General features: G+C 74.1%; 17 protein-coding genes. 4 read left to right on the top strand and 13 right to left on the bottom strand.

Annotated elements, in window-relative coordinates; genetic code table 11:
- Window positions 1–29 precede the first annotated feature (29 nt).
- Genes UO65_RS21720 through UO65_RS21750 form a run of 7 tightly spaced genes read right to left on the bottom strand, consistent with a single transcriptional unit; the run spans window position 30 to window position 6,434 of the window.
- Window positions 30–1,304 (bottom strand): beta-ketoacyl-[acyl-carrier-protein] synthase family protein, encoded by a 1,275-nt coding sequence (locus UO65_RS21720; RefSeq protein WP_035285619.1) that lies wholly within the window; start codon window positions 1,302–1,304, stop codon window positions 30–32.
- Window positions 1,301–2,923, bottom strand: coding sequence for a class I adenylate-forming enzyme family protein (locus UO65_RS21725; protein ID WP_035285621.1), 1,623 nt, complete (start codon window positions 2,921–2,923; stop codon window positions 1,301–1,303). The genes UO65_RS21720 and UO65_RS21725 overlap by 4 nt, the downstream gene beginning before the upstream one ends.
- On the bottom strand, window positions 2,920–3,462 hold the full coding sequence (locus UO65_RS21730; protein WP_200873419.1) for a beta-ketoacyl-[acyl-carrier-protein] synthase family protein: 543 nt from the start codon (window positions 3,460–3,462) through the stop codon (window positions 2,920–2,922). Before UO65_RS21730 ends, UO65_RS21725 begins: the two co-directional genes overlap by 4 nt.
- Window positions 3,459–4,514 (bottom strand): beta-ketoacyl synthase N-terminal-like domain-containing protein, encoded by a 1,056-nt coding sequence (locus UO65_RS21735; protein WP_200873420.1) that lies wholly within the window; start codon window positions 4,512–4,514, stop codon window positions 3,459–3,461. Before UO65_RS21735 ends, UO65_RS21730 begins: the two co-directional genes overlap by 4 nt.
- Entirely contained in the window at window positions 4,507–4,758 is a 252-nt protein-coding gene (locus UO65_RS21740) for a hypothetical protein (RefSeq protein WP_052021509.1), read from the bottom strand. Before UO65_RS21740 ends, UO65_RS21735 begins: the two co-directional genes overlap by 8 nt.
- Before the next feature lies 1 nt (window position 4,759).
- Window positions 4,760–5,023: an acyl carrier protein gene (locus tag UO65_RS21745; RefSeq protein WP_035285623.1), complete on the bottom strand. Its 264-nt coding sequence runs from the start codon at window positions 5,021–5,023 to the stop codon at window positions 4,760–4,762.
- Between the two features lie 25 nt (window positions 5,024–5,048).
- On the bottom strand, window positions 5,049–6,434 hold the full coding sequence (locus UO65_RS21750) for a class I adenylate-forming enzyme family protein (protein WP_233427786.1): 1,386 nt from the start codon (window positions 6,432–6,434) through the stop codon (window positions 5,049–5,051).
- A 354-nt stretch (window positions 6,435–6,788) separates the two neighbouring features.
- Here UO65_RS21750 and UO65_RS21755 point away from each other — a divergent pair, with 354 nt between their 5' ends.
- Window positions 6,789–7,880: an alpha-hydroxy acid oxidase gene (locus UO65_RS21755; protein WP_035285627.1), complete on the top strand. Its 1,092-nt coding sequence runs from the start codon at window positions 6,789–6,791 to the stop codon at window positions 7,878–7,880.
- Here the strand turns inward: UO65_RS21755 and UO65_RS21760 are convergent.
- Both UO65_RS21760 and UO65_RS21765 read right to left on the bottom strand, forming a co-directional pair.
- Entirely contained in the window at window positions 7,864–9,234 is a 1,371-nt protein-coding gene (locus UO65_RS21760) for an aminotransferase-like domain-containing protein (protein ID WP_084176057.1), read from the bottom strand. The two genes, UO65_RS21755 and UO65_RS21760, sit on opposite strands and share 17 nt — an antisense overlap.
- Window positions 9,231–10,169 (bottom strand): alpha/beta hydrolase, encoded by a 939-nt coding sequence (locus UO65_RS21765; protein WP_035285630.1) that lies wholly within the window; start codon window positions 10,167–10,169, stop codon window positions 9,231–9,233. The genes UO65_RS21760 and UO65_RS21765 overlap by 4 nt, the downstream gene beginning before the upstream one ends.
- A 704-nt stretch (window positions 10,170–10,873) precedes the next feature.
- Here UO65_RS21765 and UO65_RS21770 point away from each other — a divergent pair.
- The 3 genes from UO65_RS21770 to UO65_RS21780 all read left to right on the top strand — a co-directional run bounded on the left by UO65_RS21770 (window position 10,874) and on the right by UO65_RS21780 (window position 13,791).
- Window positions 10,874–11,956, top strand: a complete 1,083-nt coding sequence (locus UO65_RS21770) for a branched-chain amino acid aminotransferase (RefSeq protein ID WP_035285632.1) — start codon at window positions 10,874–10,876, stop codon at window positions 11,954–11,956.
- Between the two features lie 126 nt (window positions 11,957–12,082).
- The gene (locus UO65_RS21775) at window positions 12,083–12,856 is read left to right on the top strand and encodes a GAF and ANTAR domain-containing protein (RefSeq protein WP_152552202.1); all 774 of its coding nucleotides are present in this window, start codon (window positions 12,083–12,085) and stop codon (window positions 12,854–12,856) included.
- An 86-nt stretch (window positions 12,857–12,942) separates the two neighbouring features.
- Window positions 12,943–13,791, top strand: a complete 849-nt coding sequence (locus UO65_RS21780) for a peptidoglycan-binding domain-containing protein (RefSeq protein WP_084176058.1) — start codon at window positions 12,943–12,945, stop codon at window positions 13,789–13,791.
- Window positions 13,792–13,846: 55 nt separating this feature from the next.
- Here the strand turns inward: UO65_RS21780 and UO65_RS21785 are convergent, their stop codons facing one another.
- Genes UO65_RS21785 through UO65_RS21800 form a run of 4 tightly spaced genes read right to left on the bottom strand, consistent with a single transcriptional unit; the run spans window position 13,847 to window position 18,703 of the window.
- The gene (locus UO65_RS21785) at window positions 13,847–15,322 is read right to left on the bottom strand and encodes a flavin-containing monooxygenase (protein WP_035285636.1); all 1,476 of its coding nucleotides are present in this window, start codon (window positions 15,320–15,322) and stop codon (window positions 13,847–13,849) included.
- Window positions 15,319–16,206: a patatin-like phospholipase family protein gene (locus UO65_RS21790; RefSeq protein ID WP_035285637.1), complete on the bottom strand. Its 888-nt coding sequence runs from the start codon at window positions 16,204–16,206 to the stop codon at window positions 15,319–15,321. The genes UO65_RS21785 and UO65_RS21790 overlap by 4 nt, the downstream gene beginning before the upstream one ends.
- A complete protein-coding gene (locus tag UO65_RS21795) occupies window positions 16,203–17,810 on the bottom strand; it encodes an AMP-binding protein (RefSeq protein ID WP_035285639.1) in 1,608 nt (535 codons plus the stop codon). The genes UO65_RS21790 and UO65_RS21795 overlap by 4 nt, the downstream gene beginning before the upstream one ends.
- A complete protein-coding gene (locus UO65_RS21800) occupies window positions 17,810–18,703 on the bottom strand; it encodes an SDR family NAD(P)-dependent oxidoreductase (protein ID WP_052021511.1) in 894 nt (297 codons plus the stop codon). The genes UO65_RS21795 and UO65_RS21800 overlap by 1 nt, the downstream gene beginning before the upstream one ends.
- Window positions 18,704–18,755 lie beyond the last annotated feature (52 nt).

Genomic DNA, 18,755 nt, shown 5'->3' on the forward strand with positions numbered 1-18,755 from the left:
GTGGCGGGGTCGGGTGGGGTCGGGCGGGGTCAGTCCGGGGTCGGTGCCGTGGTGCGGGTGCGGGTGGTGGTGGGGGCGCCCAGGAGCAGGCTCACGTTGTGCCCGCCGAAGGCGAAGGAATTGCTCAGCGCCGCCCGGACCGCGCCGGTGCGCGGGGCGCCGCGCACGTGGTCGAGCGGGCAGGCCGGGTCGGGGTCGTCGAGGTGGTGGGTCGGCGGCAGCACGCCCTCGGCGATGCTCAGCGCGGTGGCGGCGGCCTCGACCGCGCCGGAACCGCCGAGCATGTGCCCGGTCAGCGCCTTGATGGAGCTGACCGCGGGCCCGTCGTCGCCGAACACCGCGCGCAGCGCCAGCGCCTCCGCCGCGTCGCCGAGCGGGGTGGAGGTGCCGTGGGCGTTGACGTGGTCCACGTCGGACGGTCGCAGGTCCGCGTCGGCCAGGGCCCGGCGCATCACCGCGGCGGCGCCCGCGCCGTCCGGGCGCGGGGTGGTCGGGTGGTGGGCGTCGGTGGTCACCCCCCAGCCGAGCAGCCCGGCGTAGGCGGCGGCGCCGCGGGCGTCGGCGAACTCCGGGCGCTCCACCACCAGCACCCCGGCGCCCTCGGCGAGCACGAAACCGTTGCGCCGCCTGTCGAACGGCCTGCTGGACCGGCCGGGGTCCTCGGCCCAGCCCCGGGCGAGCGCGCGGGCGTTGCCGAACGCGGCGGCGACCGTCGGGTGCAGCGGGGTGTCGACACCGCCGCAGACCACCACGTCCGCGTCCCCGGAGCGCAGCAGCCGCAGCGCCTCGGCGATGGACTGGGTCCCGGCCGCGCAGGCGGTGGCCAGGCAGGCGCTGTGGCCGCGCACGCCGTGCTTGATCGCGATCCGGGCGGCGGCCATGTTCGCCAGCATCCCGGGCAGCAGGTACGGGGTCACCTTGGCCCGACCGCCTGCCGCCCGCAGCCGCGCGTACCGGTCGTAGGTCTCCAACCCGGCCCCGCCGGTGGAGACCACCACGGCCACCCGCTCGGGGTCGACGTCGGTGCCCACGGTGATCCGGGCGTCGGCGAGCGCGTCGTCGGCGGCGGCCATGGCGTAGCGCACGAACCGGTCGACCGCCAGCGACTCCCGGGGCGGCAGCACCTCGGCGGCGTCGACCTCCGGCCCGATCCCGGCCGCCTCCACCAGCCCGGCCAGCGGGTGCCCCTCGGGTGGGGTGACGATCCCGGTGCGCCCGACGCACAGCGCGTCGAACACCTCGCCCGGCTTGCGGCCGACCGGGGTGACGAGCCCGATGCCGGTGACCGCCCCCGCTCGGCTCACCGGGCGCCCAGGTCGGCCAGGTACCGCTCGCGCAGCGCCACCTTGCGCACCTTGCCCGTGGGGCCGAGCGGGATCTGCGCGTCGTCGACCACGACCACCTCGCGCAGCGTGGCCGCGACGTCCTCGCCCAGGGCCGCGCGGACGGCGGCGGTGCGGTCGAGCGCGGGGTCCGCGGCGGCGTCGAGCTGCACCAGCACGTCGGTGACCACCCCGGTTCCCGTCCGCACCGCCACCACCGTGCAGTCGGCGACGTCGGGGCAGGCGTTGAGGACGCGCTCCTCGGACATGGCGGTGTGCAGCCGCTTCCCGCCGCCGAGGTCGACCGAGTCCACGACCCGGTCCACGTGGTAGAAGTAGCCCTCGGCGTCCCGGTAGACCGCGTCGCCGGTGAGGAAGTAGCCGCGGACGCGGGTGCGGTGGGTGCTCACCGAGTCGTTCCAGTACCCCAGTGACAGCGTCGGCGACTTCGTCGCCAGCTCACCCACCTCCCCGTGCGGAAGTTCGTTGCCCCGGGCGTCCACCACGATCGGCTCGGCGAAGGCGTGCGCGCGGCCGATGCAGCGGCCGTAGCGGTCGGTCTCGGTGGTGTGGGTGTTGTGGAAGTGCGAGTGCCCCATCTCGCTGGAACCCAGGCCGTCGATGAACACCGACCCGGGCAGCCGGACCCGACCCTCCCGGGTGAACACCGTGCGGTGGCCGTGGGAGATCAACCTGCGGATGTGCGCCTCGTGCGCGCAGTCGCCGGTGTTCCACCACAGCGCCACCGAGTCCAGGTCCCGGCCGCGCAGGTCGGTCCTGGCCATCTCCGACCAGGTCGCGGCGAAGCCGAACACCCCGCTCGGGCGCCACCGCTCGATCGCCTCCACCACCGACCGGCCGGTCTGCTCCGAGAGCGCGAACAGCTCGCTGCCGCTGCACAGGGCGAGGTTGAGCGCGATCAGCGTGGCCGCGTGCGGGGCGGGCAGGGCAGACAGGACGCGCTCGATGCCCTGGGCCTTCGGCATCCGCAGGCGGTGGCGGATCGCGGCGAAGAGGCTGGAGTGCGAGTGCGCGACCGCCTTCGGCACCCCCGTGGTCCCGGAGGAGTGGGTGATCGCCACCGGGTCGTCCCCGTGGAACCGGTACGGCTCGGGGGCGTCGGCGGGGTCGCCGGTGCCCAGGGTTTCGACGGGGGTCAGCCCCGACAGCGCAGAGGTCGACAGCTCGGTGCTCGACAGCGCGGCGCGGCGGGCGGCGTCGGCCAGCACGGTGACCACGCCGACCCGGTTGAGGTACCGGGCGGTGATCTCCGGTGACACCCCGGCGTTGACCAGCGCCGGGATCGCCCCCAAGCGGGCGAGGGCGAGGAAGGTCAGGACGTTCTCCCCGACGCTGCTCGCGGTGACCCCCACCGGGTCGCGCATCCCGATGCCACGGGCGTGCAGGGTGGCGGCGCGGGCGCGGACCAGCTCGTCGAGGCGGCGCACGGTGACGGCCGTCCCGGCGGGCACCCCGTCGACCTCGCGGTCGAAGGTGAGCGCGGGCCGGTCCAGGTCGAGGTCGCGCTCGACCAGCGTGGTGAGCACGTTGCCCGCGCCCAACCCGGTCTCGGCGGCCAGTGCCGCCCGGATGCTCCTCATGCCCGTCCCTCCGCCGTCACCAGCAGCGCCTCCGCGCCACCGGTCTGATCCCCGTCCTCGCCCAGCTCGGCCACCACGACCACCGCCTCGTCCGCGTCACCGGCGTCGATCAGCAGCTCCGCGCACGCCAGCGCGTCGGCCATCGGGTCGCCGGTGGGGCTCACGCACACCACCGGACCACCCAGTCCCCACCGGGCCGCGACGTGCCCGAGCACGGCGTTCGGGTTGGACTGGAAGAACAGCAGCGGCGGCACCCGGCGCCCGGCCGCCACCGCCTCGGTCACGATCCGCAGGGTCGTGGTGTCCCCGCGCGCGCTGGCCAGCACCAGCCCCGTGCGCGCGGCCCGCGCCGGGTCGGCGGGCGGCTCGCCGTGGTGCACCCGCAGGCAGCGCTCGGCCACCGCGGCCACCAGCGGGGTGAAGTCCGACAGGATGAACCCGGGGATCGACGGCAGGGTGTCCACATCGGACTCCGGCCACCTGGCGTCGACGACCCGGGCGCCCAGGGTCGCCTCGGCGGTGCTCCGGGTGCCGGTCACGGGGCACCGACCAGCAGCGCGGTGTTGGCCCCGCCGAACGCGGAGTTCAGGGTCAGCGCGTAGCGCGGCGCGGCGGTCCTGGGTTCGAGGACCAGGTCCAGCTCGCAGGCCGGGTCCGGGCCGAGGTACCCGGCGTTCACCGGCAGCCTGCCCTCGCCCAGCGCGAGGACGGTCACCACCAGCTCCACCAGCCCGGAGGCCTCCAGCGCGTGCCCGTGCACGGACTTGGTGGAGCTGACCGGCACCGGCGCGCGGGCGAACACCCGGCGCAGCGCGGCCACCTCGGCGGCGTCGTTGAACTCGGTGCCGGTCCCGTTGGCGTTGACGTAGCCGACCTCCGCCGGGTCGACCCCACCGCGCTCCAGGGCGGTCCCGATCGCACGGGCCAGCCCGCTGCCATCCGGGGCGGGCTTGACCACGTGGTGCCCGTCCCCGGTCCGCCCCCAGCCCTCGATGGTCGCGAGTGGACTGCCGGTGTCCGGGGTGAGCAACACGGCGGCCACCCCGTCGCCGAGGACCATGCCCTGGCGGCCCCGGCTGAACGGCCGCGCCCGGCCGTCGCGGGCCAGCGCCCGGCCCGCGTCGAACAGGCCGAACATGGCAGGCTCCACCAGGTACCCCGCCGCCACCACCACCCGCTCCGCCCGGCCGGTGCGCAGCACCGTGGCGGCGTCGGCCACCGCCGTGCTCGCCGCGACGCAGGCGTTGGTGTAGGTCCTGGGCACCCCCGCCACCCCGGTCCCGGCGACCACCGCGGCGGCCACCTCGGCGTTCGCCGCGTCGGCGTGCGCGGCGAGCAGGACCGGGGTGGCGGCCCGCTGCGCCGCGGTGAGCCCGGCGCAGACCTCCGCGACCACCCCGGTCAACTCTTCGGCCAGGTCCGGGCACCCGGGCAGGGTGGCGGCCCGGTCGGTGCGGCGGCCCGCGGTGTCGAACCGGGTGACCGGCGCGAACGCGGGCGTGCCCGCGAACCCCGCGCCCAGCAGCCCGGCGCCGCCCCGGCCGAAGCCGGTGCGCACCGCCATCGCCGCCACCGCCACCCGCTCAGCCACCGGTCGCCGCCGGGAGCACCGCGCGCAGCGCGTGCACCGCCCCGGTGACCGTGGCCATGCCCGCGAACACCTCGTCGGTCAGCTCCAGCTCCACGCCGTAGCGCTGCTCGACCTGCGCCACCAGCCAGGTCAGCTCCAGCGAGTCCAGCTTCTCGCCGACCTCGCCCGGCGCGCGGTCGCGGTAACCGGCGACCATGGCCAGCACCGCGTCGCGGTCGGGGGGCGGGATCTGCGCGGCGGCCATCTCAGGCGGACGCCTCGACGACCGGCAACCGCGCCACGACCGCCGCCGCGTACTCGTCGAGGGTCATCAGCGCCAACCCCTCGGCCTCCTCGTCGTCGAAGGCCACCCCGAACTCGTCCTCGACCCGCACCGCCAGCTCGGCCATCCCCAGCGACTCCATGTCCAGGCCCGCCGGACCCAGCTCGCTGTCCCCGGTCACGTCGCCGACGTCGTAGTTCATGTCCGCCAGCGCGGCCACGACGAACTCGCGCACCTTGTCCCTCATCGGGTGTCCTCCCTCGTGCCGGACCTCATGCCTGGGCGGCGGTCGCCGCCACCGCGTCCGCCCGGTCCCGCGCGGCGCGCAGGACCACGGGGTCGCGGACGATCTTCCCGGTGGCCGTCCTGGGCAGGACGGGCAGCACCACCAGCTCGCGCGGGCGCTTGAACGCCGCCAGCCGCCCGGCCAGCGCCGCCTCCACCGCCTCGACCGCGCCACCCCCGGACAGCGCCAGGTACGCGCGCACGGTGCCGTCGAACAGCACCACCGCCTCCGCGACACCGTCCACCCCGGACAGGACCTGCTCGACCTCGGTCAGGTCGACCTTGAGGCCGCCCACGGAGATCTGCGAGTCCAGCCGCCCCAGCACGGTCACGTCCCCGGTGCCCGGGTCGACCGCGCCCGCGTCGCGGGTGCGCAGCCAGCCGTCGACGAACCGGGTCGGGTCGGCCAGCCCGAGGTACGGGGAAGCGGGCACCCGCAACCACAGCTCGCCGCCGTCGGCCTTGAGCTCCACGCCGTGCGCGGGCCGCACCGCGGGCCACAGGTCGCCGTCGAGGTCGGTGGCGATCACCCCGACCTCGGTCATCCCGTACATGGTGCCCAGCGGCACCCCGAAGCGCTCGCGGAAGCGCGGCGGCACCTCCGGGCGCACCAACTCCCCCGCCACGACCATGCGGCGCAGCAGCGGCACGGGCGCGGGCTCCGGGCCGGAGGTCAGCAACTCGGCGTGGAACGGCACACCGAGCACCGTCGCGGGCGTGTCCCCGCCTGCGACCGCGGCGAGGATGCCCTCGGCGGTGAGCCTGCGCGGGAACACCAGCTCGGCACCCGCGTGCAACCCGTTGAGCAGACCGCCGACCAGGCCGAGGACGTGCACCACGGAGGCCAGCACCACGACCCGCTCACCGCGCCGGGGAAACCCCGGCAGCCGGTCGTAGCGGTCGAGTTCGGCCACCAGGTCCCCGGCGGTGCGGGCGATGACCTTGGAGGCGCCGGTGGACCCGGAGCTGAACTGCACCAGGGCGTGCGGCATGCGCGCGGGCAGACCGCCGGGGCGCGCGGTGACCGAGGACACGACCTCGGCGTAACCGCACAACCGGTGCCCCCGGGAACTGACGACGCCCACGACGAACTGGGCGGCGACGCGGTCGAGCGCGCCCGCCACCTCGTGCTCGGTCAACCGGTGGTCCAGCAGCGCCACCTGGGCGCCGATCCGCCACCCGGCGAGCAGCACGGCCACGAACTCCAACGACGGCGGCAGTCGCAACGCGACGGTGCCACCCGCGCCCAACCCCGCCGCGCGCAGCGCCGCCTCCCGCTCACCGACCACCGCGCGCAGCGCCGCCCGGTCGACCGGGGACACCAGCCGCAGGCACACCTCGCCGGGGTCCCCGGCGAGCAGAACGGTGTCCACCCATTCCCCGGCGGAAAACGGGGACGGGTCCGAGGATAAATCGGCGTGCGTCATCGAAACCTTTCATTGACCCGGGTGGGCCGAATGTCGCATCGACTCAATTACCGTCCGACTGGCAGGAACAATCGCATAGCGACCAGCCCGCGTCAATGTCGACCGTAAGGAGTAGCCCACACTCGCCCGTACGACCGTTTTCCCAGTTGCGGCAGGGTGTCCACGGTCCGACCCCGCCCACGCCGAGCAGCGTAGAGTGACCGGGGGGAGCGGTGCGTGGCCGACCCCCGCAACCGTGTGGAATTAACCGGATATCGACCATTCTCTTTACTGGAGGGCATTGTGCGTCCGAACGGCGCAATGGGCGGCGGGAAAAAGGCGAAACCCGACCGACTGGCCGACTTCGCCGCCGCGGCGGCCGCCACCCTGCCGGGTGAGGTGTGGGACTACCTCGACGGCGGGGCCGGTGCGGAGTGGACACTGCGGGAGAACACCGCCGCCTTCGCCCGCCGCACCCTGCGCCCCCGGGTGCTCACCGACGTGTCCCGAGTGTCCCCCGCCACCACCCTGCTCGGCGCGGCCCTGCCGCACCCGGTCGGCATCGCCCCCACCGCCTACCACCGCCTGGTCCACCCGGACGGCGAGGTCGCCACCGCCACCGGCGCGGCGGGCGCGCTGCACGTCGTCAGCATGTTCGCCAGCACCCCGCTCGCCGACATCGCCGCCGCCGCGTCCGGTCCACTGTGGATGCAACTCTACTGGCTGCGCGACCGGGCCGTGCTGCTCGACCTCGTCCGCCGCGCCGAGGCCGCCGGGTTCGACGCCCTGGTCCTGACCGTCGACACCCCCACCGTGGCCCGGCGGCCCCGCGACGCGCGCAACGGGTTCACCGTGCCCCCGGGCGTCGCGGCGGTGAACGTGGCCGCGTCGGTGATGGCGAGCAGCCACGTCGCCCAGGACGGCAGCTCCGCGATCGAACGGCACTCGCGCGAGCAGTTCGACCAGACCACCACCTGGGCCGACCTGGCCTGGCTGCGCGAGCGGTCACCGCTGCCCCTGGTGCTCAAGGGCATCCTGACCGCCGAGGACACCCGACTCGCCCGCGCGCACGGCGTCGACGCCGTCATCGTGTCCAACCACGGCGGCCGCCAACTCGACGGCGCCCCCGCCACCGTCGACGCCCTCACCGAGGTGGTCGACGCGGCAGCCGGACTCCCGGTGCTGCTCGACGGCGGCGTGCGCAGCGGCCGGGACGCCCTGGTCGCCCTGGCCCTGGGCGCCCGCGCCGTGCTGCTGGGCCGCCCCGTCGTCTGGGGCCTGGCGCACGCGGGCGCGGACGGCGTCCGCGCGGTGCTGAACCTGGTCGTCGACGAGCTGACCGAGGCCATGACCCTCACCGGCCGACCGACCCTCGCCGACCTCGACCGCAGCGCGGTCAGCGGGACCCGATGAACGCCGCCAGCCTGCGCACCCCCTCCACCAACTCCTCCGGGTCGACGTAGCTGCACGACAGCCGCAACCGGTCCCGCCCACCACCGTCGAGGTGAAAGGACTCCATCGGCGTCCACAGCACCCCGAACTCCCGCGCCGACACCTCCAGCGCGGCGGCGTCCGCCGCGAACGGCACGGTCAGCACGGCGAAGAACCCACCCGCCGGGGTGTTCCACCGCACCCCCGACCCCGGCGAGAAGTGCCGCCCCAACTCCGCGAGCAACAACGCCATGTTCCGCCGGTAGAACGCGACCCCCTCCGCGTTCGCCTCCCGCAACCGACACCCCGACCGCACCAGCAACCCCCCGATCACCGCCTGGCTCAACGACGGGGTGTTCACCGTGGTCATGCTCTTCACCTGCGCCAACGCGTCGGCCAGCAGCGAGGTCGACCCATCGGCGGCCACCACCCGCTGGTCGGCGAGCACGTACCCGAGCCGGGCACCGGGGAAGCAGGTCTTCGCGAACGACCCGATGTGCACCACAGACCGATCCCGGTCGAGCGCCTTGAGCGTCGGCACCCGCACGTCGGCACCGGTGAAGAACCCGTACGGGTTGTCCTCCACCACCAGCAGCCCCTCGGCCGCCGCGAGCGCCAGCAACCGCTCCCGCTGCGCCACCGACATGCTCGCCCCCGACGGGTTGGCGAAATCGGGCACCACGTACAGCGCCCTCGGCCGCCGCCCCGCCGCCCGCACCCGCCCGACCGCCTCGGCCACCCGCCCCACGTCCAACCCCGCGTCGGTCTCCGGCACGGGTTCGAACGGGATGCCCAACAGCCGAGCGGCCCCGGTGATCCCGACGTAGCAGGGGGAGGCGACCAGCAGCACGTCATCCGGGTCGGCGAACAGCGCGCGCAGGACCAGCAGCATCCCCTCCTGCGCCCCCACCGTCACCACCACGGCGTCGGCCGGGACGTGGATGCCCTCGTCGTTGGCCACGGTCCGGGCGATGAGGTCGTGGATCTGCCCCTTGGTGCGGCCGTACTGGAACAGCGCGGTGCGCACCTGCCCCCGGTCCAGGCCCTGGGCGTGCAGGTGGTCGCGGTAGGCGGCGAGGTTTTCAGCGATGCTGTCCGGGTCGAAGAGCTTCTCGTACGGCCTGCCCGGGGCGAAGGAGATGGCCTCGGGGAAGCGGGCGGTGACCTCGTTGAGGAAGGTCATGGCCGACAGCAGCGGATCGGACAGGCTGCGGTGCAGCTCCGCGAGCCGCAGATCAGCGGCGCGGGGTTCAGCGGCGTGGAGATCGGCGGTGGGCCTGCCGTCGGGGTGCGGGTCGGCCGCGCGGGGGCCGGGGCCGGGAACCAGGCCGGTCATCCCGCGTCCGCCGCGAACGCCTCGCGCAGCCGGTCGGCGGCGGCCCGCATGGCGTGCCCGGCGGCGTCGACGGTGCCGAACATGGCGAAGAACCCGTGCGCCATCCCGTCGTACCGGGTCAGGTCGACGGCCACCCCGGCTTCCCGCAGGCGTTCGGCGTAGCGCTCCCCCTCGTCGCGCAGCGGGTCGTACTCGGCGGTGATGATCGTGGCCGGGGGCAGGCCGGAGAGGTCCGGCTCCTTGAGCGGTGAGGCCAGCGGGTTCTCCCCGTCCTCGGGGGAAGCCAGGTAGTGCCCCCAGTACCAGGCCACGGAGTCCCGGTTGAACAGGTACCGATCGATGCTCTCCCGCAGGGAAGCGGTGTCCGCCCCATACTCGGTGTTGGGGTAGACGAGCAACTGGTGCACCAGCCCGACCCCCCGCTCCCGAGCCACCAGGGTCACCGCCGCAGCCAGGTTCCCCCCGGCACTGTCCCCACCCACGGCCACCCGGCCCGCATCCACCCCCAACTCCCCGGCGTGCTCCCCCACCCAGGCAGTCGCCGCAGCACAATCGTGCACAGCGGCGGGGAACCTGTGCTCCGGGGCCAACCGGTACCCCACGGAAACGACAACACACCCCGCCGCGTTCGCCAACCGCCTGCAAATGGCGTCCGCCGTCTCGATCGTCCCCAGCGTCCACCCCCCGCCGAAGAAGTAGACGAGCACCGGGAGCACCCCCGCCCCCGGCCGGTAGACCCGAAGCCGGATCGCCCCGCCCGGCCCCGCGATCTCCCGCTCCCCCACCTCGGCCACGGCCTCCCGAGCACCCTCATTGTCCCGAATGGACCGAAGGTCCTCCGCCCGCGCCTCGGCCAACGACAACTCGTAGAGCGGAACGACCCCGTTCTCCGCCCGAAGCTCGCGGTGGCGGAGAACCTGCGAATCCAAAGGCATGGGAGAACTCCCGGGAGAAGTGCGGGTGCGACCACGCGTGCGCCGCGACCACACCCACACCGCACCCGGTCACACAAGTGGTGTGGACCGAAGGGAACTCAGACCTCGCGGACGCTGCGCATCGACAACACCTCCCGCCCACACCGGAGCACGGTCAACTGCCGCGTGAGTATATGCGGGTCCCGACACCCCGGTCGATACGCCGAAAACAGCAACCCCACCACTGAGCCGAACAGCCCATCCATCCATTGTGGACACACCTTCCCCATCTGTTCCACCAGGGGGACCAGCCCGGACCGACAATCCCGAAACCTCCCCACCAACCCACCCCGCGAACAGTCGCCACCCAACCACCCCGGCACTGCCCGACCACCCGACGATCCCACCCCCGAACCGCCGCCCCGGCGGCAAACCACCCGAAACCCCACCGAGCGCAGCCACCGCCCACCCGGTCAACTTCCCGCCCCCCGAACCGTCCACCCGGCCAACCTCCCACTCCTAAACCGCCCACCCCGCCAACCTCCCACCCGGCCAACCCACCATCCCGCCAATCGCCCGACTGCGGCTGCGGCTGCGGCTGCGCCGAGCGGATCACCCCACCCCACCTCTACCCCACTCAGGACCACCGGCTATCAAGATAGGAAATAGAAAATACCGATCACCAGCTCGCATCCCCCGCCCACCCCCACCGCTAGGATTCGCCCATGACCGCCGTCTTCCCGCTGCACCGCACCACCCGCCCGACCCCCGCCCCGGACCGGGACGCGATCCTGGCCGACCCGGGTTTCGGCACCCACTTCACCGACCACATGGCCTCCGCCACCTGGACCCCCGACGCGGGCTGGCACGGCCACCGGATCGGCCCCGTCACCCCGTACACCCTGCACCCCGGCGCCGCCGTGCTGCACTACGCGCAGGAGGTGTTCGAGGGGCTCAAGGCGTACCGGCACGCCGACGGGAGCGTCTGGCTGTTCCGCCCGGAGATCAACGCCGCCCGGTTCGCCCGGTCGGCGCGGCGGTTGTCGTTGCCGGAGGTGTCCGAGGCGGAGTTCCTGGCGAGCGTCGAGGAACTGGTGCGGGCCGACGAGGCGTGGGTGCCCGCGTTCGGCGGGGAGCAGAGCCTGTACCTGCGGCCGTTCATGTTCGCCAGTGAGACGTTCCTGGGCGTGCGGCCCGCGCACCGGGTGGAGTACTCGGTGATCGCCTGCCCGGCGGGGATGTACTTCTCCTCCGGGTCGGGGGTGACGCTGTGGATCAGCACGACCTTCACCCGGGCGGCGGCGGGGGGCACGGGGGAGGCCAAGTGCGGCGGCAACTACGCGGCGAGCCTGGCCGCCCAGACCGAGGCGCACGAGCACGGGTGCGACCAGGTCCTCTACGTCGACGGTGTGGAGCACGAGTGGTTGGAGGAGTCGGGCACGATGAACGTCTGCCTGGTGACCTCCGACGGTGAGCTGGTCACCCCGCCGCTGGGGACGATCCTGGAGGGCGTCACCCGCGACAGCGTGTTGGCGCTGGCCGGTGAGCACGGGCTGACCGCCGTGCAGCGGCCGGTGAGCGTCACCGAGTTGCGGGAGCGGTGCGCGGACGGGTCGGTCACCGAGGTGTTCGCGGCCGGGACCGCCGCGGTGATCACGCCGATCGTCGGGTTCAAGGGGGCCGACCTGGACGTCCGGGTGGGCGGTGGCGCTCCGGGGAAGACGACGTTGGCGCTGCGGGAGCACATCCTGGACCTGCAGTACGGCCGAGTGGCGGACACCCGGGGGTGGCTGCGCCGGGTCGTCTGAGCGTTGCCCGGGGAGAACCGCCCCCACCTGCGCAGACGGCGCCGGGCGGGGCGCGCGGGCGTGTCGCTCGTCGCTGCGGTTCCGGGTGGGCGGGCACGTAGGGTGTGCGGGGGCGAAAGGTGAAGGATGGCTGGGAACGAGGGCGTGCTCGGGATGCCGCTGACCGCGGGGATGGACGACGCCGAGGTCAGCGCCGGGATGCTGGCGGTGCAGTTCGCCGGGCTGACCAGGGCGCTGGTGGCGGCGGGGAGCGTGGCGGAGGTGCTGCGGCGGGTGGTGGCCGCCGCCAAGGAGGTCATCCCGGCGGCGGACGTGGTGTCGGTGACGCTGCGCGGCCCGGACGGGAGCTTCCACACCCCCGTGGAGACCGACCCGGTGGCGGTGCAGCTCGACGAACTCCAGTACGCCCTGGGTGAGGGGCCCTGCGTGGACGCGGCGGACCCGGAGGGGCCCGCCTACACCCTCAGCGACCACATGGCCGACGAGCCGCGCTGGCCGCGGTTCGGGCGGGCGGCGGCGGAGCGCGGCTACGGTTCGATGTTCGCGGTGGCCCTGCTGACCGACAACCGCCCCGTGTCCGGCGCCCTCAACGTCTACTCCGGGGGCCGCGGCACCCTGACCCCGACCGACATCGACACCGGTCTCCTGCTGGCCACGCACGCCTCCCTGGCCCTGGCGCACACCCAGGCGGTGGAGTTCGCCGAGCTGCGGGTCGCCCAGCTCACCCGGGCGATCGAGACCCGGGACGTGATCGGCCAGGCCAAGGGCATCCTCATGCAGCGCAGGGGCATCGACGCCGACGAGGCCTACGAGGTGCTGCGGCGGACCTCCCAGCAGCTCAACGTGAAGCTGTTCGAGATCGCCGAGGCCCTCGCCCACCGCGGCGGCGAACTCCAGTGACCCACTGAACCGGTGCGCGTGACCCCTACGGCCCCTTGCCCGGCTCCGCCGGACTCGCTTGGCTGGCGGACATGTCGGGACGACGGATGGCTCTGGTGTTGACCGCGCTGCTGGGTGTGGTGGGGCTGGGCACGCCCGCCCAGGCGGCCCCGCCCGGGATGGACGTGAAGGCAGTGGACGTGGGGGTGGTCGACGTGGGGGTGGTCGACATGGAGGCGGTGCTCAAGGCCGCGCAGATCGACCCCCGCAGGCCGGACTCGGCGCTGACACCGGGCAGCAAGGACAGCGTCCTGCTGGTCGAGCGGGCGCTGAACGCGAAGGGGCTGCTCACCTCGGGGTACGTCGACGGGCACTTCGGCACGAAGACGGTGGAGGCGTACGCCGCCTACCAGCGCTCGCTGGGCTACACCGGCATCGACGCCTCCGGCCTGCCCGGTCAGACCTCGCTGAAGAGCCTGGGCACCAACCGGTACACGGTGACCAGGGTCGTCACCGCGGGCACCAGGGTCACCTTCCGCGGCGCCACGGTGAACACCCGCACCAGGGCCATGCTGGTGGAGGCCGAGCGCCTGCTGAACCGGCAGTTGGTCATCACCCAGGGCTCGTACAACCCCGGCGGTGACCCCACCTCCGCGGGCACCCACGACGGCGGCGGTGTGGTGGACCTGTCGGTGTCCGGCATGACCGCGGCGACCCGCACCTCGGTGGCCAGGGTGCTGCGCCAGGTCGGTTTCGCCGCCTGGGTGCGCACCCCCGCCCAGGGTGACTGGGCCTACCACATCCACGCGGTGGCCCTGGGCGACCCGGACCAGTCGACCCCCGCCCAGCACCAGTCCGGCGACTACTACCTGGGCTTCAACGGCCTGGCGAACCACGGCGCCGACGACGGTCCGGTGGTCACCCCGAAGGTCACCTGGGAGGAGTACCAGCGCTGACCGCCGACGCGCCCGCACCGCTCGCCGGTGCGGGCGCTCCCGCGTCCACGGTGGATCAGCCCGCCTGGGCCGGTTCGTCGGCGGTGGTGGGGGTGAAGGCGCGCGGGTCGAAGGTGCCGACCCGGCGGCGCAGGCGCGGGGTCGACCAGGGCCAGATGAAGCTGTTGCGGCCGTTGGCGTCGAGGTAGTAGCTGCGGCACCCGCCGGTGTTGTAGACCGTGGTGGCCACGGCCTCCTGGACCTCGGCGTTGTAGGCGTCCTGCACCTCGGGGCGCACCGACATGGTCTGCCAGCCGTGCGCCCTGGCGTGGGCGATGGCGTCGCCGACGTAGTCCAGTTGCGCCTCCAGGATCATGAACGCCGACGAGTGGCCGGTGCCCAGGTTCGGCCCCAGTAGGGTGAACGCGTTCGGGAACCCGGCCGTCACGCTGCCCAGGTACGCCTGCGGGCTGCCCCGCCAGTGCTCGCCGAGGGTGCGGCCCCCGCCGTCGCGGAGCAGGTCGGCCAGGGGCATGTCGAGGATGTGGAAGCCGGTGCCCAGGATGATCGCGTCGACCTCGGCGGTGTCGCCGTTGGCGGCGACCACGGTGCCGCCGCGCACCTCGGCGACCTCGCTGGGGACCACGGTGACGTTCGGCCGGGTCAGCGCGGGCAGGTAGGTGTTGGAGAACAGCAGCCGCTTGCACCCGATGGTGTAGTCGGGGGTCAGCGCGGCCCGCAGGGCGTCGTCGCGCACCCGCGCCCGGAGGTGGGCGCGGCCGATGGCCTGGATGGCGCGCATGAGGCCGGGGTGGCGGAAGCCGGTGCCCAGGGCCTCCATCACCCCGTACTCGGCCCCGCGCAGCCACCGCTGCACGACCGGGAACGCCCCCATCAGCCGCTGCACCGCCCGCGCGACCCGCACGTCCGGCTTGGGCAGCACCCACTGCGCGGTGCGCTGGAACAGGTGCAGCGCGGCCACCCTGGGCGCGATCTCCGGCACGAACTGCACCGCTGAGGCCCCGGTGCCCAGCACGGCGACCCGCTTGCCGGTCAGGTCGAAGTCGTGGTTCCAGCGGGCGGAGTGGAAGATCTCCCCGGGGAAGCCCGCCAGCCCGGGGATGTCGGGCACCAGCGGCTCGTTCCACGGTCCCGGCGCGGCGATCAGGAACCGGGCGTCGTACTCGCCGTCGGTGGTCTCCAGCCGCCAGCGCGCCGCCGCCGGGTCCCAGCGGGCGCCGAACATCTCCACGCCGAACCGGGTGTGCTCGGCGATCCCGTTGCGGCGGGCCACGTCCCGCAGGTACGCCAGGATCTCCGGTTGCGTGCCGTAGACCCTGGACCAGTCGGCGTTCGGCTCGTCGCTGTAGGAGTACAGCGCCGAGGGGACGTCGCAGGCGCAGCCGGGGTAGGTGTTGGCCCGCCAGGTGCCGCCGAAGTCGTCGGCCTTCTCCAGCACGGCGAAGTCGACCCCCAGCCGCTTGAGCCGCACGGCGGCGCCGATGCCGGAGCACCCCGCGCCCACGACCAGGACCTCGAACGACCGGCTCATCTCTCCCCCGTGACCGTGGTGCGCAGCGCTGCCTCCAGCGTCGCCGGAACGCGGCGCCGGTCCATGAAGTTGGGCCCCATCACGGCCAGGGCCTCCGCGGTCGGTTCGACCCGCCGCACCCGCGTCCCGGTCTCGCGCAGGACCGCCACCTCGGCGTCGAGCCGCCGGGTCATCGGGCGCCGCAGCACCCGCTCGACCCGGTCGATCCCGCGCGCGGGCACCGGCCCGGAGGAGGTCATCGGCGCGACCACGACCACCTCGTCCAGCCCGAACGGCACGAGCAGGTCCGCCGAGGTGGGTGAGACCACCCCGCCGTCGATGTACTCCCGCCCGCCCACGGTCACCGGTGGGAACCAGCCGGGGATGGCCCAGGACGCGGCGATGGCGTGGCCCAGCGGTTCGCGCAGCGGCACCCGCTTGCCGGTGCGCCGGTCGGCGGCCACCAGCATCAGGTTGGGGTGGCGCACCGACGGCGCCAGCGCCTCGCCGAGGCGCAGCAGCCAGGAGGCGTCGCCGGTGCCGATGGGCAGCAGCCCGGCCGCGGCGGCGGTGCCGTCGACCCGGCCGCGGGCGCGGGCGCGCAGCAGGCCGGGGGCGGCGAACCCGGGGCGCGGCAGCGGCGGCACCCCGCTCGGGCCCGCGGCGAAGTGCTCCAGCAGCAGCGCGGGCGCACCGGGGTCGCCGAGCCGGGCGGCGAGGACGTCGTCGAGGTCGAACCCGGCGGCCAGGATCGCCGCCAGCTCCGCGCCGCCGGAGGTGCCGACGACGACCTCCGCCGAGGCGGGGTCCCAGTCGAGTTCCCGGCGCAGCGAGTGCAGCGCGGCCACCGACCAGGTCAGGCCCAGGGTGCCGCCGCAGCCGAGCACCAGTCCGCGTCGGGTCATGACGGCAGCTCCCTCTTCAGCAGCTTCCCGGTGGGTGTTCGCGGCAGTTCGCCCAGGAAGCGGATCTCCCTGGGCACCTTGTACCGGGCCAGGTTCGCCTTGACGTGCGCGGTCAACTCCTCGGCGGGGGGCTGTTCGCCCCTGGTCACGACGAAGGCGACCAGCCGCTGCCCGTACTCCTCGTCGTCCACGCCGAGCACGGCCACGTCGGCGACCGCGGGGTGGCGGGCCAGGCAGTCCTCGACCTCCTGCGGGTACACGTTCTCCCCGCCGGAGACGATCATGTCGTCGGCGCGGCCCTCGACGTAGAGCCTGCCCGCCGCGTCGAGCCTGCCCAGGTCGCCGGTGTCCATCAGGCCGTCGACGACCTCCTTGGTGGCCCCGGTGGTGTGGCCCTCGAAGTGGCCCTGCCCGCCGACGAAGATGGTGCCGGAGCGGCCGTCGGGGACCGGGACGCGGTTGTCGTCGAGGATGCGCACCGGCACGCCGATGGTCGGCCTGCCCACCGTGCCCGCCCCGGCGCGCAGGTCGGCCGGGGTGGCCAGGGCGGCGATGCCGATCTCGCTGGAGCCGTAGCCGTTGTAGAGCACGTCGCCGAACTCGGCCATGAACCGCTCGGCCAGCTCCGGGCGCAGCGCCGACCCGCCGGACAGGACGGTGCGCAGGCTGCGCCGGTCGTGCGCGCGGCGCACCGGCTCGGGCAGGGCGAGCACCCGTTGCAGCATGACCGGGACCATGGCCACGAACGCGACCCGGTGCGCGGCGACGTCGGCCAGCGCCTGCTCCGGGTCGAACCGGCGGCGCAGCACCACCGGGCAGCGCACGAACAGCGCCAGCGCCCAGATCGCCAGGCCGAAGCCGTGGAACAGCGGCACCGCCACCGACACCGGGTCCCCGGAGCGCAGGCCGGTGCGGCGGATGATGGTCACCGCCGGGCTGAGCACGGCCATCGGGCTGAGCTTGCGGGCGGCGCCCTTGGGGGTGCCGGTGGTGCCCGAGGTGAGGATGGTGACCTTGCCCGCGGGGACCTTGCCCTGGGGCACGAACGGGGTGTGCTCGGCGGCGAGTTCGTCGATGGTGGGCACCGGCAGGTCCTCGCCGTCGTGCCAGCCGACCAGGGTGGGGACCTCGCCGGTGGGCACCAGCGGCAGGAACTCCGCGTCGGTGATGAGCAGGTCGGGCTTGACCCGCTCCCACACCCCGGCGAGCTGCGGGCCGGAGAACTCGGTGTTCAGGTAGACCACGTTCGCCCCCAGCCGGGCGGCGGCGACAGTGGCGGCCACCCAGCCGCGGTGGTTGCGGCACAGGATGGCCACGGTGGCGCCCTGGGCGGGGCGGTAGCGCTCGGCGATGCCCTGGGTGAGCCGGGCGGCCAGGTCGTCGAGCTGGGCGAAGGTGAGCGACCCGGCGTCGTCGACCAGGCCGGGGGCGTCCGGGCGGTGCTCGGCGGCGAGGGCGAGCAGGGTGGCCGCGGAGGTGCCGGTGGTGCGCAGCGCGCGGGCCGAGGCGCGCAGGTGCCGGGGTCTGGCCTGCCGGGCCAGGCCGGTGGAGGCGAGCGCGGCGACGGCGTTGCCCAGCACCGCCGCGGTCGGGGGGAGGGGCATCAGCGGAGTTCCTTTCGCCTGCGGCCGAGCGCGAACCGCTTGCTCACGACCGCTTCCAGCGGCCTGCGGACCGCGGCGGTGGCGACCTCGGCCACGTCCGCCCACCACGGACTGATCTTGGCCGGGCGGTCCACGATGGCACGGCAGACGATCTCCGCGGCCTCCTCGGGGCTCATGCCGGGGATGTTGTCGAAGGTCTTGGTGGGCGCGGACATCCGCGTCTTGATCAGTGCCATGTAGATGGACGTGGCGGTGACGTGGTCGCTGGCCGCCTCCGAGGCGACGCTGCGGAAGAACACGTCGAAGGCGGTCTTGGACGCCTGGTAGGCCGCCCAGCGCGGGGCGGGCGGGATGCGCACGCCGATCGTGGAGATGTTGACCAGGTGCCCCTCGCCGCGCGCGCGCATCGACGGCAGCAGGCCGAGGAGGAGCTTGACCGGGCCGAGGTAGTTGATCGCCATGGTGCGCTCGAAGTCGTGCATCCGGTCGTAGGAGTCCGAGATCGACCGCCGGATCGACTTGCCCGCGTTGCTGACCACCACGTCCACGTGCCCGTGCTCGGCCAGCACCCGCTCGGTGAGCGCCGCCACGGCGTCCATGTCGGTGAGGTCGGTGGGGTAGGCGTGGGCGGTGCTGCCCGCGTCCGCGAGGTCCTTGACCACCTCCCGCAGCGCGTCGCGGGTCCTGGCCACCAGGAGCACGGTGGCCCCCGCGTGGGCCAGGCGGCGCGCCGTGGCCTCACCCAACCCGAAGGAGGCGCCGGTCACCAGTACGATCTTGCCGTGGACCGCGTCGCGCAATGCCCGCTCGTCGACCCCACCGCGCGGATTGGTCAGCCAATCCGCCACCGGGCCCCGGGTCAGTGCCGCCAGCACCGGGTTGATGCCTGCCATGTTCCCCGCCCGCCGTTGGGATAATATGGGAATTTGAATACCCGTACGATCC

Source organism: Actinokineospora spheciospongiae, assembly GCF_000564855.1.
Lineage (GTDB): Bacteria > Actinomycetota > Actinomycetes > Mycobacteriales > Pseudonocardiaceae > Actinokineospora > Actinokineospora spheciospongiae.

Coding starts and splice junctions, on each gene's coding strand:
- UO65_RS21725 (WP_035285621.1), bottom strand. CDS start 2,923: ATGAGGAGCATCCGGGCGGCACTGGCCGCCGAGACCGGGTTGGGCGCG.
- UO65_RS21740 (WP_052021509.1), bottom strand. CDS start 4,758: ATGGCCGCCGCGCAGATCCCGCCCCCCGACCGCGACGCGGTGCTGGCC.
- UO65_RS21745 (WP_035285623.1), bottom strand. CDS start 5,023: ATGAGGGACAAGGTGCGCGAGTTCGTCGTGGCCGCGCTGGCGGACATG.
- UO65_RS21755 (WP_035285627.1), top strand. CDS start 6,789: ATGGGCGGCGGGAAAAAGGCGAAACCCGACCGACTGGCCGACTTCGCC.
- UO65_RS21760 (WP_084176057.1), bottom strand. CDS start 9,234: ATGACCGGCCTGGTTCCCGGCCCCGGCCCCCGCGCGGCCGACCCGCAC.
- UO65_RS21765 (WP_035285630.1), bottom strand. CDS start 10,169: ATGCCTTTGGATTCGCAGGTTCTCCGCCACCGCGAGCTTCGGGCGGAG.
- UO65_RS21770 (WP_035285632.1), top strand. CDS start 10,874: ATGACCGCCGTCTTCCCGCTGCACCGCACCACCCGCCCGACCCCCGCC.
- UO65_RS21775 (WP_152552202.1), top strand. CDS start 12,083: ATGGCTGGGAACGAGGGCGTGCTCGGGATGCCGCTGACCGCGGGGATG.
- UO65_RS21780 (WP_084176058.1), top strand. CDS start 12,943: ATGGCTCTGGTGTTGACCGCGCTGCTGGGTGTGGTGGGGCTGGGCACG.
- UO65_RS21785 (WP_035285636.1), bottom strand. CDS start 15,322: ATGAGCCGGTCGTTCGAGGTCCTGGTCGTGGGCGCGGGGTGCTCCGGC.
- UO65_RS21790 (WP_035285637.1), bottom strand. CDS start 16,206: ATGACCCGACGCGGACTGGTGCTCGGCTGCGGCGGCACCCTGGGCCTG.
- UO65_RS21795 (WP_035285639.1), bottom strand. CDS start 17,810: ATGCCCCTCCCCCCGACCGCGGCGGTGCTGGGCAACGCCGTCGCCGCG.
- UO65_RS21800 (WP_052021511.1), bottom strand. CDS start 18,703: ATGGCAGGCATCAACCCGGTGCTGGCGGCACTGACCCGGGGCCCGGTG.